This is a genomic window from Pseudoalteromonas sp. AS84, from assembly GCF_038900255.1.
GTDB lineage: Bacteria > Pseudomonadota > Gammaproteobacteria > Enterobacterales > Alteromonadaceae > Pseudoalteromonas.
Window position 1 is genome coordinate 153,627 of sequence record NZ_JBBMQY010000003.1, and the last position, 16,844, is coordinate 170,470.

13 protein-coding genes are annotated in these 16,844 nt (G+C 39.8%); 11 read left to right on the forward strand and 2 right to left on the reverse strand.

Annotated features, from left to right (window positions below; translation table 11 throughout):
• Positions 1-2: 2 nt before the first annotated feature.
• The 6 genes from ampE (at position 3) to WNY79_RS04970 (ending at position 9,084) form a co-directional block, all read left to right on the forward strand.
• Positions 3-854: a beta-lactamase regulator AmpE gene (gene ampE / locus WNY79_RS04945; protein WP_342875301.1), complete on the forward strand. Its 852-nt coding sequence runs from the start codon at positions 3-5 to the stop codon at positions 852-854.
• A gap of 352 nt (positions 855-1,206) precedes the next feature.
• Complete coding sequence (gene pdhR, locus WNY79_RS04950) at positions 1,207-1,956, forward strand: pyruvate dehydrogenase complex transcriptional repressor PdhR (protein ID WP_008170672.1); 750 nt, start codon at positions 1,207-1,209, stop codon at positions 1,954-1,956.
• A 90-nt stretch (positions 1,957-2,046) separates the two neighbouring features.
• Positions 2,047-4,713, forward strand: a complete 2,667-nt coding sequence (gene aceE / locus WNY79_RS04955; protein ID WP_024600130.1) for a pyruvate dehydrogenase (acetyl-transferring), homodimeric type — start codon at positions 2,047-2,049, stop codon at positions 4,711-4,713.
• Positions 4,714-4,723: 10 nt separating this feature from the next.
• A complete protein-coding gene (aceF, locus tag WNY79_RS04960) occupies positions 4,724-6,643 on the forward strand; it encodes a pyruvate dehydrogenase complex dihydrolipoyllysine-residue acetyltransferase (RefSeq protein ID WP_076925036.1) in 1,920 nt (639 codons plus the stop codon).
• A gap of 205 nt (positions 6,644-6,848) precedes the next feature.
• Positions 6,849-8,273: a dihydrolipoyl dehydrogenase gene (gene lpdA / locus WNY79_RS04965; protein ID WP_076925037.1), complete on the forward strand. Its 1,425-nt coding sequence runs from the start codon at positions 6,849-6,851 to the stop codon at positions 8,271-8,273.
• Positions 8,274-8,403: 130 nt separating this feature from the next.
• Positions 8,404-9,084, forward strand: coding sequence for a tRNA-uridine aminocarboxypropyltransferase (locus WNY79_RS04970; RefSeq protein ID WP_342875302.1), 681 nt, complete (start codon positions 8,404-8,406; stop codon positions 9,082-9,084).
• Between the two features lie 12 nt (positions 9,085-9,096).
• Here the strand turns inward: WNY79_RS04970 and WNY79_RS04975 are convergent, their stop codons facing one another.
• On the reverse strand, positions 9,097-9,612 hold the full coding sequence (locus WNY79_RS04975) for a hypothetical protein (protein ID WP_076925039.1): 516 nt from the start codon (positions 9,610-9,612) through the stop codon (positions 9,097-9,099).
• Between the two features lie 937 nt (positions 9,613-10,549).
• On the opposite strand from WNY79_RS04975, the gene WNY79_RS04980 reads away from it, so the two are divergent.
• The 4 genes from WNY79_RS04980 to WNY79_RS04995 are packed head-to-tail and all read left to right on the forward strand — an operon-like array spanning position 10,550 to position 15,183.
• Positions 10,550-11,554, forward strand: coding sequence for a Fe(3+) ABC transporter substrate-binding protein (locus tag WNY79_RS04980; RefSeq protein WP_076925115.1), 1,005 nt, complete (start codon positions 10,550-10,552; stop codon positions 11,552-11,554).
• On the forward strand, positions 11,554-13,185 hold the full coding sequence (locus WNY79_RS04985; protein WP_342875303.1) for an iron ABC transporter permease: 1,632 nt from the start codon (positions 11,554-11,556) through the stop codon (positions 13,183-13,185). Before WNY79_RS04980 ends, WNY79_RS04985 begins: the two co-directional genes overlap by 1 nt.
• Positions 13,186-14,235 carry an ABC transporter ATP-binding protein gene (locus WNY79_RS04990; RefSeq protein ID WP_182780397.1) on the forward strand — a complete coding sequence of 350 codons (1,050 nt, stop codon included), beginning with the start codon at positions 13,186-13,188 and terminating at the stop codon, positions 14,233-14,235.
• Positions 14,236-14,283: 48 nt separating this feature from the next.
• A complete protein-coding gene (locus WNY79_RS04995; RefSeq protein WP_342875304.1) occupies positions 14,284-15,183 on the forward strand; it encodes a Dyp-type peroxidase in 900 nt (299 codons plus the stop codon).
• 7 nt (positions 15,184-15,190) lie between these two features.
• Here WNY79_RS04995 and argR read toward each other — a convergent pair whose 3' ends face one another.
• Positions 15,191-15,658, reverse strand: a complete 468-nt coding sequence (gene argR / locus WNY79_RS05000) for a transcriptional regulator ArgR (protein ID WP_002957753.1) — start codon at positions 15,656-15,658, stop codon at positions 15,191-15,193.
• A gap of 225 nt (positions 15,659-15,883) precedes the next feature.
• On the opposite strand from argR, the gene mdh reads away from it, so the two are divergent.
• A complete protein-coding gene (gene mdh, locus WNY79_RS05005) occupies positions 15,884-16,816 on the forward strand; it encodes a malate dehydrogenase (RefSeq protein ID WP_007586102.1) in 933 nt (310 codons plus the stop codon).
• Positions 16,817-16,844: the final 28 nt, after the last annotated feature.

A 16,844-nucleotide genomic window follows, 5' to 3' on the forward strand; every position in this document is an offset into this window, starting at 1 on the left:
CCATGATTTTAGTTTCTATAATAATTGCATTAATACTAGAGCGCTTAGGGGCTCGGTCTAATTACTGGCAGATAAGTTATTACGCAAATGGTTATTTAAATCGCTCTAATAAATTACTTGGTGATAAGGGCCTATTTAGCTCAGCACCGGGCTTTTTAATTTGGCTTTTACTTCCAGTGATTGCGGTGGCACTAATTTATTGTTTGTCAGATTTTGTTTTGTGGCAGTTGGGCATTAATATCGCGGTGCTTTTGGTTTGCTTTGGTTGTGCTAAGCAGCGTGCTTTATATAAGTCGTACTTAAATGCGTTAACGCGAGATGATGGTACTGCTGCATCTCTATATGCGTTGCAAATAGGTCAAAAGCGTACTGATGATCAAGATGGTGGCGAAACCTTTGGGCAAACATTGGCTTGGGTGAACTTTAGATTTTACTGCGCGGTTATTTTTTGGTTTGTTGTTTTAGGCGCGCCAGGTGCGGTTTTATATGCACTGGTGCGTACTGTAGCTGATTTAGTACGAGAAGATCATAAAGTAATATTTGCTAAGCGTTTTAAACTTATACATAAACTACTGTTCTGGCTTGACTGGTTACCTGCACGCATTACCAGCTTTGGTTATTTAGTAATAGGTAACTTTAATAAAGGCACGAGCTGTTGGTTACGTTACGTACTTAACTTTAAATCTCCAAACCGAGAAGTCGTAACATGTACTGCACTTGCAGCAGAGCAAGTTGAAAAGCGTTATTACGGCTGTACCTACGAAGCCACTTGTATGATTAAGCTAGTTAAGCGCAATGTATTATTTTACTTAGTACTTATAGCGCTACTTACATTATTTGGTGGACTGTCTTAGGTTAATACCTTTTTAATAAAGTACCTTATGCAAGGTAAGGTGCTTTGATCTCTTCCTGCAATTTTTGAACACAATAAAATAGAGCTAATATTCTAATTCCTTCTGGTCAGACCAATTGTTTTCATCCTATTAACGTTATAACAATTTTTGTAAATTGCGCATTGTTTAATCTTCGTTCAAAATGCGTTACGCTACTTTAATTGCTCAAATTACCTGTAAATTGACAGCTAATAAGGTTTTTGATACCGTATTGAAAATTTTTGGTATGACCAATTTACCTTTTGGGTAAATCATACTACTTAAAGCCCCGCTTTATGGGCTCTTGGTATTTATACAACGCGGACGTTGATTCATGTCTTTAAAGATCAAAGCAGCAAAGTTATCTGATGTTATTTTACAGCAACTCGAGAATATGATTCTTGAAGGCTCGTTAGCACCAGGTGAAAAGTTGCCACCAGAGCGTGAACTAGCAAAGCAATTTGAAGTGTCTCGCCCGTCACTGCGTGAGGCAATTCAAAAATTAGAAGCGAAAGGTTTAGTTACGCGTCGCCAAGGTGGTGGCACGTTTGTAAAAAATCAGCTCGAAGAAGGGCTTACTGATCCACTTTTTGATTTGATTAGTAAACACCCTGAGTCGCAGTTTGATTTACTTGAATTTCGTCATGCATTAGAAGGGATTGCTGCTTACTACGCGGCACTACGCGGGACCAGCAACGATTTTAGTAAAGTGAAAGAAAGCTTTGATAAAATTGCCCTCGTTAATGATGATTTACAGCAAAAAGCAAAAGCAATTAATGCATTTCACTTTAGCGTGGCAGAAGCCTCGCATAATGTGGTTTTACTGCATTTAGTAAGAGGCATGAAAGCGCTGCTTGAGCAAAATGTATTGCAAAATTTAACTGTTTTATTAAAAAAGTCAGATATTAGCAGTCAGTTAGCCGAGCACAGGCGTTTATTAATGGATGCCGTTATTGACGGTAATCCAGAACAAGCCCGTTTAGCAAGTAATGCGCACTTAGCGTTTATTGAAGAAGCACTACTTGAAGCAGGCAAAGAACATTCGCGAATTGAACGTAGTTTAAGACGCACTAAACAAAATTAAGTTAGTACATAACTACTTTGAACACACAAATTAAGTAGCTGTGATATTAAATTAACAATATTCGTATTTTAAACATAAGGAAACCTCCATATGTCTGAAGTCAATAAAATTGACGTAGACGCGCTAGAAACACAAGAGTGGTTACAAGCTCTTGAATCAGTTGTGCGCGAAGAAGGTGTTGAACGAGCTCAGTTTTTACTTGAGCAAGTATTAGAGCAAGCCCGTTTAGATGGCGTTGATATGCCAACGGGTATTACCACGAACTACGTTAATACTATTCCTGTAGATCAAGAACCTGCTTACCCGGGTGATGTAAATCTTGAGCGTCGTATTCGTTCAATTATACGTTGGAACGCGATTATGATCGTTCTACGTGCATCTAAAAAAGATCTCGACTTAGGCGGCCATATGGCGTCTTACCAATCATCTGCTGCATTTTATGAAGTGTGTTTTAACCACTTCTTTAAAGCGCCAAATGATGTAGACGGTGGTGACTTAGTTTATTACCAAGGTCATATTTCTCCTGGTATTTATGCACGTGCGTTTGTTGAAGGTCGTTTATCGGCTGCACAGCTAGATAACTTCCGCCAAGAAGTTGATGGTGAAGGCTTACCATCGTACCCACATCCTAAGTTAATGCCTGAATTTTGGCAGTTCCCTACGGTATCAATGGGCTTAGGTCCTATTTCATCAATTTACCAAGCTCGCTTCTTAAAATACTTAGATGGTCGTGGCTTAAAAGACACTAAAAACCAACGTGTATACGCGTTTTTAGGTGACGGTGAAATGGATGAGCCAGAATCACGCGGTGCTATTTCTTTTGCTGCACGTGAAAAACTAGATAACCTGTGTTACTTAGTTAACTGTAACTTACAGCGTTTAGACGGCCCAGTTATGGGTAACGGTAAAATTATTCAAGAGCTAGAAGGCTTGTTTAAAGGCGCTGGCTGGAACGTAATTAAACTAGTGTGGGGCAGTGGCTGGGATATTCTTCTAGCTAAAGATACAACGGGTAAATTACTACAGTTAATGAACGAAACTGTTGATGGCGATTACCAAACATATAAAGCTAAAGATGGCGCGTACGTACGTGAAAACTTCTTTGGTCGTTACCCAGAAACAGCAGCACTTGTTGCTGACATGACAGATGATGAAATTTTCGCGCTTAAGCGTGGTGGTCATGAGTCATCAAAATTATTTGCTGCATTTAAAAAAGCAGAAGACACTAAAGGCCGTCCAACTGTAATTCTTGCTAAAACTGTAAAAGGTTACGGCATGGGTGAAGCAGCTGAAGGTAAAAACATTGCGCACCAAGTGAAAAAAATGGACATGTCGCATGTTGCACATTTACGTTCACGCCTTGGTCTTGACGATTTAGTATCTGAAGAACAGTTAAAAGAACTTCCTTACCTAGAGCTTGAAGAAGGTTCACCTGAGTATAAATACCTACATGCTCGTCGTGATGAGCTTAAAGGTTATACACCTAAGCGTATACCACGTTTTAGTGAAAAATTAGCGTTGCCAGAAGTAGAAGCATTTAAGCCGCTACTTGAAGAGCAAAAACGTGATATTTCTACCACTATGGGTTTTGTTCGTGCACTTAATATCTTATTAAAAGATAAAGGCATTGGTAAAAACATCGTACCAATTATTGCCGATGAAGCGCGTACATTTGGTATGGAAGGTTTATTCCGTCAAATCGGTATTTACAATCCACATGGCCAAAACTATACGCCACAGGATCGTGATATTGTTTCTTACTATAAAGAAACTGTATCAGGGCAAGTGCTTCAAGAAGGTATTAATGAGTTAGGTGCAATGTCGTCATGGGTTGCTGCTGCAACTTCATACAGCACTAACGATTTACCAATGATCCCATTCTACATTTACTACTCTATGTTTGGTTTCCAACGCGTTGGTGACATGGCATGGATGGCGGGCGATCAACAAGCACGTGGTTTCTTATTAGGTGCTACAGCGGGTCGTACAACACTAAATGGTGAAGGCTTACAACACGAAGATGGTCACAGTCATATTCTTGCTAATACCGTTCCTAACTGTATTTCATATGACCCAACTTACGCGTTTGAAGTAGCGGTTATTGTACAAGACGGTATTCGTCGTATGTACGGTGATGACCAAGAAAATATTTACTACTACCTAACGCTTATGAACGAGAACTACCATCAGCCAGCTATGCCAGAAGGCGCTGAAGAAGGTATTCGTAAAGGTATTTACAAGCTTGAAAGTTACGAAGGTAAAAAAGCCAACGTACAGCTATTAAGCTCAGGTACTATTATGACTGAAGTACGTAAAGCAGCTGCGATTCTAAGTGAAGAGTATGGCATTGCGTCTGACGTGTTCTCTGTAACGTCTTTCAACGAATTAACGCGTGAAGGTCAAGATGTTGAACGTTTCAACATGCTTAACCCTGAAGGCGAGCAAAAAACAGCATTCATCACAAGCGTGTTAAACGACTCTGTGACTGTTGCAGCAACGGATTACATGAAAAACTACGCAGAACAAGCGCGTTCATTCATTCCAAGCAGCAACTACAAAGTGTTAGGCACAGATGGTTACGGCCGTTCTGATAGCCGTGAAAACCTACGTCGTCACTTTGAAGTTAACGCGGGCTATGTTGTTGTTGCTACGTTATCTGAACTTGCTAAACGCGGTGAAGTTGAGAAGTCAGTAGTTGTTGAAGCACTTAAAAAGTTCAACATCGACACTAACAAACTTAACCCACTGTACGCATAAGAGGTTTGCAATGAGTATTGAAATTAAAGTACCAGATATTGGTGACGACGAAGTAGAAGTAACCGAAATATTAGTAAGCGTTGGCGACAAAGTAGATGTTGACCAATCATTATTAAATGTTGAAGGCGACAAAGCATCAATGGAAATACCTGCTTCGCAAGCGGGTACAGTGAAAGAGATTAAAGTAAACGTTGGCGACACCGTTACAACAGGCTCTTTAGTATTTTTGTTTGAAGGCGAGAGTGAAAGCACTGATGAAGAAGATACATCAGCCGCTGCTCCAGCTAAATCTGAAGAGGCAGCACCTGCTGCTTCTACAGGTTCTTCAACTAAAGAAGTAACCGTACCAGATATTGGCGATGATGAAGTTGAAGTAACTGAAATTATGGTTGCTGTTGGCGACACCGTTGAAGAAGAGCAATCTATCTTAAACGTTGAAGGCGACAAAGCTGCAATGGAAGTACCTGCTCCATTTGCCGGTACAGTTAAAGAAATTAAAGTAGCCGCTGGCGATACAGTTAAAACTGGCTCATTAGTGTTTGTTTTTGAAGTAGCAGGAAGTGAATCTGCAGCACCGGCTAAAGAGTCTGCTCCTGTAGAAGCGCCAGCTGAGAGTTCAACAGCAAGTTCAGCACCAAGCACTAAAGAAGTTAATGTGCCAGATATTGGTGGTGATGAAGTTGAAGTAACTGAAATTATGGTTGCAGTTGGCGATACGGTTGAAGAAGATCAATCAATCTTAAACGTTGAAGGCGACAAAGCGGCAATGGAAGTACCAGCTCCATTTGCAGGTACAGTTAAAGAAATTAAAGTAGCTGCTGGCGATAAAGTATCGACAGGCTCATTAATTTTTGTATTTGAAGTTGCAGGCAGCGCGCCGGCAGCAGCATCAGCACCAGCTGAAAAATCAGCACCTGCAGCAGCGGCTAAAACTGAGTCGGCACCGGCTCAAGCAGCACCTGTAAAAGCAAGTAATGAAAGCTTCACAGAAAACAGCGCGTATGCTCATGCATCACCTGTTGTTCGCCGTTTAGCGCGTGAGTTTGGTATTAACCTAGCTAACGTTAAAGGCACTGGTCGTAAAGCCCGTATAGTTAAAGAAGACGTGCAAAACTATGTTAAAAACCTAGTTAAGCAAGTTGAGTCTGGTCAATTATCAGCAGGTAGTAGTGCTGGTGGTAGTGAGCTTGGTCTTATTCCATGGCCTAAAGTTGATTTTGCTAAATTTGGCGAAATTGAAGAGCAAAAGCTGTCTCGTATTCAAAAGCTATCAGGCAAAAATTTACACCGTAACTGGGTACAAATCCCGCATGTTACGCAGTTTGATGAAGCTGATATCACAAGCCTTGAAGTATTCCGTAAAGAGCAAAATGTGCTTAGCGAGAAGAAAAAGCTGGGTGTTAAAATTACGCCACTTGTGTTTGTAATGAAAGCAGCTGCAAAAGCACTTGCTGAATTTCCAAAATTCAACTCATCGCTTTCTGCAGACGGCGAAAGCTTAATCCTTAAAAAGTACATTAACATTGGTGTTGCAGTTGATACGCCAAACGGTTTAGTTGTACCAGTGTTTAAAGATGTTGATAAAAAAGGCATTATTGAACTATCACGCGAATTAATGGAAGTATCTGTTAAAGCACGTGACGGCAAGCTTACATCGTCTGATATGCAAGGTGGTTGTTTTACTATTTCTAGCCTTGGCGGTATTGGCGGAACGGCATTTACGCCGATTGTTAATGCGCCAGAAGTGGCTATTTTAGGTGTGTCTAAATCTGAAATGAAACCTAAATGGAATGGTAAAGAATTTGAACCGAAGTTAATGGTTCCACTTTCTATGTCATACGACCATAGGGTGATTGACGGAGCCTTAGCTGCACGCTTTACTGTGACGTTAGCGAGCTACATGAGCGATATTCGTCAGTTAGTGATGTAACCAATTTAATGAAATTGGTGTACGTAATTAAATAAATTGAATCAAATCCCAGCCAGTTGTTTTTAGCTGGGATTTTTAGCATTTGCAATGATACAATCTTTGTACATATTGCATCACTTTATGCGCTGCTCTGAATTTCTGCCTTGCAGAAACACGGCAGTTAAATTTTAGGGCAGTGTCCCGTTCAAACAATTAAGGTAAAAGCATGAGCAACGAATTAAAAACTCAAGTTGTTATACTAGGCGGTGGTCCTGGTGGTTATTCTGCGGCTTTCCGTGCTGCTGACTTGGGCTTAGAAGTTACATTAGTAGAATCTCGTGGAACATTAGGCGGTGTATGTCTTAATGTTGGTTGTATCCCTTCAAAAGCACTTTTACACGTAGCTAAAGTGATTGATGACGCAGCTGAAATGTCATCTCACGGTGTTACTTTTGGCGCACCAAAGATCGATCTTGACCAAGTACGCTCTTGGAAAGATTCTGTCGTTGGCCAGTTAACTGGCGGACTAGACGGAATGGCTAAAATGCGTAAAGTAAAAGTTGTGTATGGTTACGGCAAATTTACTGGCAGCAATACTTTAGTAGTTGAAGGCGAGAAAGACGCTACAACTATCACGTTTGATAACGCGATTATTGCAGCAGGTTCTAAACCAGTTAACTTACCTTTCATCCCAGAAGATGACCGTGTAATTGATTCAACTGGCGCGCTAGAGCTTAAAGACGTACCAGAAAAACTACTTGTACTAGGTGGTGGTATTATCGGTCTTGAAATGGGTACGGTTTATCGTGCTCTTGGTTCTGCAATTGACGTTGTAGAATTTGCTGACCAATTAGTGCCAGCTGCTGATAAAGACATTATCAAAATTTATCAAAAATACGTAAGCAAAAAATTCAACGTAATGCTTTCAACTAAAGTTGTTGGCGTTGAAGCTAAAAAAGATGGCTTATACGTGACATTTGAAGGTAAAAACGCACCAGCAGAACCAGTACGTTACGATAAAGTACTTGTTGCTGTGGGCCGTACACCAAACGGTAACCTACTTGATGCTGATAAAGCGGGCGTAAACGTTGATGAGCGTGGCTTTATTAATGTTGATAAGCAATTACGTACTAACGTAAGCCATATTTTTGCAATCGGTGACTTAGTTGGCCAGCCTATGCTTGCGCATAAAGCGGTTCATGAAGGTCATGTTGCTGCAGAAGTTATTTCTGGTCAGAAGCATTTCTTTGACCCTAAATGTATTCCTTCAATAGCGTACACTGACCCTGAAATCGCTTGGGTAGGTGTTACTGAGAAAGAAGCAAAAGAGCAAGGCTTAAAAATTGAAACTGCGGTATTCCCGTGGGCAGCATCTGGCCGTGCTATCGCATCTGCTCGTACTGAAGGTTCTACAAAACTTATCTTTGATAAAGAAAGTGGCCGTATAATCGGTGGTGCTATGATCGGTATTAACGCGGGCGAAATGCTTGGCGAAATCGGTTTAGGTATTGAAATGGGTGCAGATGGTGAAGACTTAGCGCTTACTATTCATGCTCACCCTACATTGAACGAATCAATTGGCCTAGCTGCTGAAATTTTTGAAGGTTCAATCACTGACTTACCAAACAAAAAAGCAGTTAAAAAGAAGTAATTTAACTTTTTAACATTTGCTTGAAAACCCAGCTTTGGCTGGGTTTTTTTATGCCTGCTTTTCATTAAATATAAGATTAAATTGCCATAAGCCGTTACAATGCGCGCCTAATTAATTGAAGGTAAATACAGTGAAAAACGCAGTTTTAGCATTACGCGCTCAGCAAATAAGTGAATCTCGTCGTGAATTTAATGCACGAGGCGGTAAATTAGATCGCTGTGAGCAATGCTTAATAGCCAAGCATTACTGTATTTGTAAAGGTGTTGAGCACGCTCAGTGCGACGCTGCTGTATGTTTACTGATGTACCATAATGAAAGCTTTAAGCCTTCTAACACTGGGCGTTTAATTGCTGAAATAGTCCCAAATAACTACGCATTTAGATGGGACAGAACAGACCCAAACCCTGATTTTTTAGCTTTAATAAACGATCCTCAATATCAACCAATGATAGTGTTTCCTGCTGAAGACGTAGAAGAGGGCAGAGCCATTACCGAAGTGAATATTGAAGAAGGTAAAAAGTTACTATTTATATTTTTAGATGGTACATGGCGTGAAGCTAAAAAAATGATTCGCAAAAGCCCCTACCTAGATAATTTACCTGTGCTTTCTGTTACTGCTGATAAGCTCTCTGATTACCGCTTACGTGTTGCGCCTCACGCGCACCAGCTAGGTACAGCTGAAGTAGGTATTATGGTGCTAGCACTTGCGGGCGAAATGGATGCCTCAATAAAGTTGGAGCAGCACTTTATTAAGTTTCGTGATGCGTATTTATTGGGTAAACGTAATAAAGGCAGGCCATTAGAAGACTAATTTTTTATGCAGCTAAGCGAAAGCTTGCTGCTCTTTTAAGTGAGTTAGTGCTTTATTTTGAATTGCTCTAAAGCCTTCTTCAGATGTTAATTGTAAAACAGTGTTATATAGTTGGCTTATATTGTTGTGCACCTGAATAAATGAGATGCAGTCTTCACCAATCATATCCTTTGCTTCCTCAACTCGTTTTAAAAAGTAACCACTAATGTCTATTCTGCCATTAAATTGAGTAGTTGCTATAGCGTTCGATATTCTATTAAGCTGATAACTAAATTCATCAGGACGAGCACCTTCCCCCCATTTACTAATAGAAATATCGCTTTCTAACTGGATAATTACGTTAAGTATGTTTTTAAACTCACTCATTGGCATATTAAAAAAGTTATAACCTTTGGGGTTAAATAAAGCTTTATATGGATTTACGCTGGGAGTTTGGGCAGTAAAAATACCAATTGGTTTTGCTGTACTTGTGTCTGATACTTTATATAAAAAGGTATTGCTTTGAGGTGTTTTAAAATTCATATCCATTGAGTATTTTTAATTTATGCGTTATTTAGTTATCGGCGCAATTAATAAATAACTTAGCGAAATTTAAAATATTAATGAAGTATTTGGTGGTATTAATATTGAATGGCTGGAATGCGGTATTACCCAGTAAAAATTAGTGATAGTTGCTTGGAACTTTACTAAACCTAAATTTTAGGCAAAGAAAAGCGCGCTCTATTTCTAGGCGCGCTTGCGGAATCTTCTAATTTTCTGCATCCTGCAATTGAACTTAATCAACTCCAATTTTCACTAATCCATGTTTATTACTATATTACTTTTTAGTTCTATGTAATGTAGACCATCCGGGCCTGTATCCTTAAATTCCTGAACATCCTGTAGGGTAAATACTATTACCAAATCCTTAATTACACTTCCTAGTGTATCCCTATTTTAACCAATCCATTGTGTTGCCTTGAAGGCCTGTCCATTTATTCCTTCAACATCCTGTTAAACAACTTAGCCGTGTTGTTATCCTTTTCGCATCTTCCTGACGCTATCCTTTTTACAACATTGCGTTGTGATACTCATCCTGAGCCTGTCCTAAAATCCGTGTTGTCCTGGTAACCTAATCATTGGTTGGTTGAGTAAGCAATCCATTTCCTTTTACTCAATAAGCATCATTGCTTGGTTGATGCGTAAATTATAGTGCAATAGAGCAACCAAAATAGGGATAAAACTACATTCAATTAGTATTTATGCAATAGTAATAATATAAAAGCCCTTTTAATACAGATGGTTAAGTGTGTTTTTGTATGTTTTTATCTTGATTTTTACTCATTAGCTGTCACATCCGTGAGACATCTCTTACACGGCATTTCCTTTTTGGGCGTTATTTACATATTTACATTTATTTAAAGTGTGCACTTTTTGAATGAGCGCGGTAGAATTCGATGATAATAACAATTATTTAGGTGAAATAATGAAGACAGTATTTACACTTGTTTTGGGATTAGCAGCATCGGCACCAGCCTTTGCAAGTGACGTTGTTAATATCTATTCTTTTCGTCAGCCGTTTTTGATTCAGCCCATTTTAGAAGATTTTACAAAACAAACGGGAATAAAAACCAATGTTGTTTTTGCTAAAAAAGGGTTAATTGAGCGTGTTAAACGTGAAGGTAAGCACAGTAAAGCCGATTTAGTATTAACCTCTAATTTTAGTGCGCTTATTCAATTAGAAGATTTAAAATTAACACAAACTATAAAAAGTGACAGTGTAAATAGTAACGTGCCTGTAGCTTTTCGTGACGGTGATGGCCAATGGGTCGCGCTTACTAAGCGAGTGCGTAATGTCTATTCATCAAAAGAGCGAGTTGGTGCTTTACCTGAACTCACTTATGAAGATTTAGCAGATCCTAAATACAAAGGACAAATTTGTACGCGATCTGGCAAACATCCATATAATTTAGGTTTAGTGGCTTCTATGATTGCACACCACGGTGAAGCGCAAACCAAAGAGTGGCTTGAAGGTGTTAAGGCTAATTTAGCACGCAAACCTCAAGGTAACGATCGTGCTCAAGTTAAAGCCGTTAAAGAAGGTTTATGTAACTTAGCATTAGGCAATAGTTACTATCTTGGCAAAATGCTAGAAGATAAAGAGCAAAAAGGTTGGGCTGAGGCCGTAAATATTAACTTTCCGAATCAAACTAATCGTGGCTCACACATAAATGTTTCGGGTGCGGTTATTACCAAATATGCTAAAAACCCTGAAAATGCATTAAAGCTCATCGAGTATATGACCGATAGCAAAGCACAAAACATGTATGCCTCATTAAATATGGAGTATCCAGTTAAGTCGGGTGTTGAACTATCAAGTTTGGTTGCCTCTTGGGGTAGTTTTAAAGAAGACAGCTTGCCACTTGATGAGATTAGTAAATATCGTCCGTTAGCGCTTAAGCTAATTGATGAGGTGAAGTTCGATCTTTAATGACTAATAAATTTAAGCTGTCTAAATGGCAGCTCTTTGCGTGGTCGACAGGCTTAATTCTATCGGCTCCGTTGTTTTTTCTTCTTTTTGAATCTCTACAAGGTAGCTCTGAGGTGTTTTCTCACCTGTGGGATACCGTGCTTTGGGATTACATAAACAATACCGTATTGCTTGTTTTAGGTGTTTGCGTCCTTAGCTGCGCCATAGCTTTGCCACTTGGGTGGCTAACGGCTTACTGTAGTTTTCCGGGTAAAAAACAGTTTGAATGGGCTCTTATGCTGCCCCTTGCTATGCCCACCTATATTATTGCCTATGTATACACTGATTTATTAGATTATGCGGGCCCTGTACAAATAGCACTGAGAGACTGGTTTGGCTGGCAATCGCCTAATGACTATTGGTTTTTTGATATACGTACACTACCCGGCGCTATCGTTATGATTGCCTTGGTGCTTTACCCGTATTTATTTTTAATTTTTAAAACGGCCCTTCGCGAGCAGTCATTCAAATTAGTGCAAGCTAGCCAGTTAATGGGGTTATCTCCTTGGCAAAGCTTTTTTAAAGTAAGTTTAGTGCTCTCTCGTGGGGCTATTGTGGCGGCTCTTGCGCTTATTAGTATGGAAACCATGGCTGACTTTGCAACAGTGAGTTATTTTGCCGTAAGTACATTAACAACCGCCGTATACGATACGTGGTTTGGTTATTACTCACTTACAGCGGCCGCTAAAATATCGGGTGTGATGTTACTACTGTTATTTTTAGCATTAATGGCAGAGCGCTTTAGTCGTCGTAACCAAGCGGTATTTGAGCGCCAATCAAGCGTAAATAGTGAATCTCTCTATGTATTAAAAGGAAAGTCAGCTTGGCTATCGACGGCCTTTTGCAGCTTTATTTTACTTATCGCGTTTGTAATTCCTATCGCAGTACTTATAAATTACGCCATTACCTACTTTGATAAAGCATGGAATGTAGAGTTTTTTAGTTACGCTTGGCAAAGTTTAAAAGTGGCAGGGGTTGTGAGCCTAATAACGATTACGTTGAGTATTTTTGTTGTTTTTTATCAGCGTGTGGCAAAGCAAACGTATCCGCTTGTTCCTGGGCGTTTAGCAAGCACAGGCTATGCGTTGCCTGGCACGGTACTCGCTATTGCGGTTTTGTTACCCCTTACATTATTAGAGAACACCATTAACACAGCGCTCGAGCCGTATAATTTAGATATTGGCTTACTGCTTACAGGTAGCATTCTTACTATTATTATTGCTTACATTGTTAGGTTTTACGCCATTGCACACGGAGCAATTGAGTCGAGTTTTTTACGTATTAGCCCATCACTTGATATGGCAAGCCAATCAATGGGTAAAAGCCAAGGGCAAACACTGCGTTTAGTGCACTTACCTTTACTGCGAAGAGGATTGCTCACTGCTGCGTTATTGGTATTTATTGAGTGTATGAAAGAGTTGCCGGCTGCGCTATTGCTCAGACCGTTTAATTTTGAAAGCTTAGCTACTCATGTATTTCAGTATGTGAGTGACGAGCAGTTAGAGCTTGCTTCAATATCGGCTTTATTTATTGTTATTGTTGGGTTTATTCCTTTGTATTTTATTAATCGTTCTATGGAGCAGCGTAGTTAAATGAGTAGTTTAATTTTACAAGGCGTGAGCTATCACTATAACGGCACAAAGGTTATTCACGATTTAGATTTAACGGTGGGTAAAGATGAAATTGTTTGCTTACTCGGAGCGAGTGGGTGTGGCAAAACGACCACGTTAAAAGCGATTGCAGGTTTAATTGAAGCTAAGCAAGGGTCTATTTTTATAGACGGTAAATTAGTGAGTGATGAGCAATCGTTTGTCTCGCCTGAGCACCGTAACATCGGCATGATGTTTCAAGATTATGCGCTGTTTCCGCATTTAACGGTGGCAAATAATATCGCATTTGGGCTTAGTAAAATGAGTAAAGCTCAAAAGCAGCAACGCGTTGATGAAATGCTTAAGCTGGTACATTTAATTGGCTGTGCCGACAGGTTCCCGCATCAGTTATCGGGTGGCCAACAGCAGCGTGTAGCTATTGCTCGTGCATTAGCTTATAAGCCTAGTTTATTGCTACTTGATGAGCCCTTTTCAAATATCGACACACAAGTACGCTTTGAATTAATTGCTGATATACGTCGAATTATTAAGGCAACTCAAGTATCTGCTGTATTTGTTACACATTCAAAAGAAGAGGCATTTGCCTTTTCAGATACACTTGCCATTATGCATCGCGGTAAAATTGAGCAACAAGGCACGCCTGAGCAGCTTTTTGCAGCTCCATGTTCAAAGGAGGTTGCAGAGTTTCTGGGTCAAGGCATATACTTGAGTGCAGAAGCATTAACAGCAACTGAATATAAAACACCATTTGGTTTAGTCGAATCTTATGTTGAGAGTAAACATAACGTAAGCGTCGGGCTTATATATGTACGCCCCCATCAAATAGAATTAGTGGCAGATAACCAAAGTGACAAATTCAGCAAGCGAGCTACAATCATAAGTCGTCGCTTTATTGGTTCGGCGTATGTTTATTCGGTTGTTATTGATGAACAAGAAATTGAAGTTGCTGCACAATATGGCCAGTCATTTGAAAATAATGAGCAGGTTATAATAAAAATAAAACCTCACACGGTGAATTTTTTCGAATCGTAATTAATTTGTTATTCGCTGTGTTTTTATCTGTAAAACTAAGGAATAACAATGGCGCAAGCGCAATCAGGGATTTGTGCTGAAGCAAACTTACACGGTTTGCACTTATTTTTTAATGTGTTTGATGGTCAAGATGAATCACTTCGCGCAAAGTTAAAACAAGTAAGCGCCATTGAAGAAGAGTTTAGCGATCAATTTTCAGAATCAATGCTCTCTTGTATGGTTGCTATCGGTGCGCAATATTGGCCGCATATCCTCCCTGAATACATCCCAAGCGAATTACAGAGCTTTCCTAATATAAACCATAGCGATCATCAAATGAGCGTACAACCGTGCGATTTATTTGTGCAAATTCGCTCTGACCGTGAAGACGTTAACCATTTATTTGCGCTGCAAGTTTTAAAATTATTTGCCCCCGATGTTGAGCTGGTGGAGCAAATTCGTAATTTTCGCTTTTTAGATGGTCGTGATTTTAATGGTTTTATTTATGGTGGCGATACAGCTCATGGAAGAAAAAAGCGCGCTACGGCTTTAATTAGTAACCCTGGTAATTTTGAAGATCAGGGAAGTTATATTCATGTACAGCGTTATAAGCATGACTTAACTATGTGGCAGCACTTATCATTGAGCGAGCAAGAACAAATAATGGGGCGTACGCGCCTTGATAACACACTAATTACCCCCGCAATTGAAACCAGCCATGCTTCGCGAAGTGAGCTAAAAGACGAAGACGGACAACCGCTACTATTAAATCAGAGCATGCCTTATGGCGATGTGTATGAGCAGGGAATGTTATCAATTACATGCGCTTGTACGGGTACCGCATTTGAAAAAGTACTTAATAGTCGTTTAGGGGGAGGGGATTGTTACGACCACTGGCTTGATTTTACTCAAGCCGATATGGGTTCTGCTTTCTTTGCGCCTTCAGTCGGGTTTTTAAAACAAATTTAGTTTGCTATTAAACCGTATCAAATAAAATGCGAACACGTTCAAGTGTTACATCTATTTCAGATATTTTAGCAGGAGCGATAAAAATAGTATCGTCGCCTGCAATTGTTCCTAGTACGCCATCTGCTTTACCTAATGAATCTAATAAACGCGCAATAAGCTGAGCAGCACCTGGGCTGGTACGAATAATGATCATCATTTCGTTGTGCATAATGTCGATTACTAATTGGCGTAATGGGCTTTTAGCCGTAGGTACACCCATTTCAGCAGGTAAGCAGTAAACCATTTCTTGCTTGGCATTACGTGTGCGTACAGCGCCAAATTTACTTAACATGCGTGATACTTTACTTTGGCTTATATTGTCAAAGCCTTGATCTTTTAACGCATCAACTATTTCGCCTTGAGAGCCAAAATTTTCTTCTTTTAATAGTGATTTAAATGCTTTTACCAGTGCTTCTTGTTTATCTTGTGGTTGCATAGTCTTTATTCGTTTTTGTTATTTATGCTGCAAATTCTACACAAAAATGAATAATTATGCAGCAGTTGTTTAGTTAACTTGCCAGTTTGATGCGTTAAATCACAAAAGTTTACGACTATGGTCGAAAATATACTTGAAATAGACAGGATAAATTTGTTTTTAGTCGCTAATTTCATTATCTTAAGAGCCACAAATGTTTCCTACCTCAAATTACGGAGAATTCCAATGAAAGTTGCTGTATTAGGTGCTGCAGGCGGTATCGGCCAAGCGTTATCTTTATTATTAAAAACAGGCTTACCAGCTGGCTCTGAATTATCACTTTATGATGTTGCACCAGTAGTACCAGGTGTTGCGGTTGACCTTTCTCACATCCCAACAGATGTTAAAGTAGCAGGCTTTGGCGCAGACGAATTAAACAAAGCGCTTGAAGGCTCTGATATCGTTCTTATCCCAGCGGGTATGCCACGTAAACCAGGTATGGATCGTGCTGATTTATTTAATGTAAATGCTGGCATCATCAAAACTTTAGCAGAAGGCATTGTTGCTAGCTGTCCTAAAGCGTTAGTAGGTATTATTACTAACCCAGTAAATGGCACAGTTCCAATTGTTGCTGAAGTATTCAAAAAAGCAGGTACTTACGACGCTAAACGCGTATTCGGTATTACTACGCTTGACGTTATTCGTTCAGAGGCATTTGTTGCTGAACTTAAAGGCGTAGACGTAGCAACTGTTAAAGTACCAGTAATTGGCGGTCACTCAGGCACAACTATTCTTCCTCTACTTTCTCAAGTTGAAGGTGTTTCTTTCACTGATGAAGAAGTTGCTGCACTTACTCCACGTATCCAAAATGCGGGTACTGAAGTTGTAAATGCTAAAGCCGGTGGCGGTTCAGCTACATTATCAATGGGCGCAGCTGCTGCTCGTTTTTGTATGTCTTTAGTTAAAGGCCTACAGGGTGAAGAAGTGGTAGATTACGCTTATGTTGCTGTTGAAAATGGCGATGCAGAGTACTTTGCTCATCCAGTACGTTTAGGTAAAAACGGCGTAGAAGAAATTCTTTCTTACGGCGAACTAAGCGCATTTGAAACAAAAGCAAAAAATGACATGCTTGAAACACTGAAAAAAGACATCAAAGAAGGTGTTGATTTCATGGCGTAATAGCCAATTTAAGCAACAAAAAAGCCTG

Bases quoted from the DNA above. Each gene is read 5' to 3' on its own strand.
- ampE (WP_342875301.1), top strand. From the start codon at position 3: ATGATTTTAGTTTCTATAATAATTGCATTAATACTAGAGCGCTTAGGG.
- pdhR (WP_008170672.1), top strand. From the start codon at position 1,207: ATGTCTTTAAAGATCAAAGCAGCAAAGTTATCTGATGTTATTTTACAG.
- aceE (WP_024600130.1), top strand. From the start codon at position 2,047: ATGTCTGAAGTCAATAAAATTGACGTAGACGCGCTAGAAACACAAGAG.
- aceF (WP_076925036.1), top strand. From the start codon at position 4,724: ATGAGTATTGAAATTAAAGTACCAGATATTGGTGACGACGAAGTAGAA.
- lpdA (WP_076925037.1), top strand. From the start codon at position 6,849: ATGAGCAACGAATTAAAAACTCAAGTTGTTATACTAGGCGGTGGTCCT.
- WNY79_RS04975 (WP_076925039.1), bottom strand. From the start codon at position 9,612: ATGGATATGAATTTTAAAACACCTCAAAGCAATACCTTTTTATATAAA.
- WNY79_RS04980 (WP_076925115.1), top strand. From the start codon at position 10,550: ATGAAGACAGTATTTACACTTGTTTTGGGATTAGCAGCATCGGCACCA.
- WNY79_RS04985 (WP_342875303.1), top strand. From the start codon at position 11,554: ATGACTAATAAATTTAAGCTGTCTAAATGGCAGCTCTTTGCGTGGTCG.
- WNY79_RS04990 (WP_182780397.1), top strand. From the start codon at position 13,186: ATGAGTAGTTTAATTTTACAAGGCGTGAGCTATCACTATAACGGCACA.
- WNY79_RS04995 (WP_342875304.1), top strand. From the start codon at position 14,284: ATGGCGCAAGCGCAATCAGGGATTTGTGCTGAAGCAAACTTACACGGT.
- argR (WP_002957753.1), bottom strand. From the start codon at position 15,658: ATGCAACCACAAGATAAACAAGAAGCACTGGTAAAAGCATTTAAATCA.
- mdh (WP_007586102.1), top strand. From the start codon at position 15,884: ATGAAAGTTGCTGTATTAGGTGCTGCAGGCGGTATCGGCCAAGCGTTA.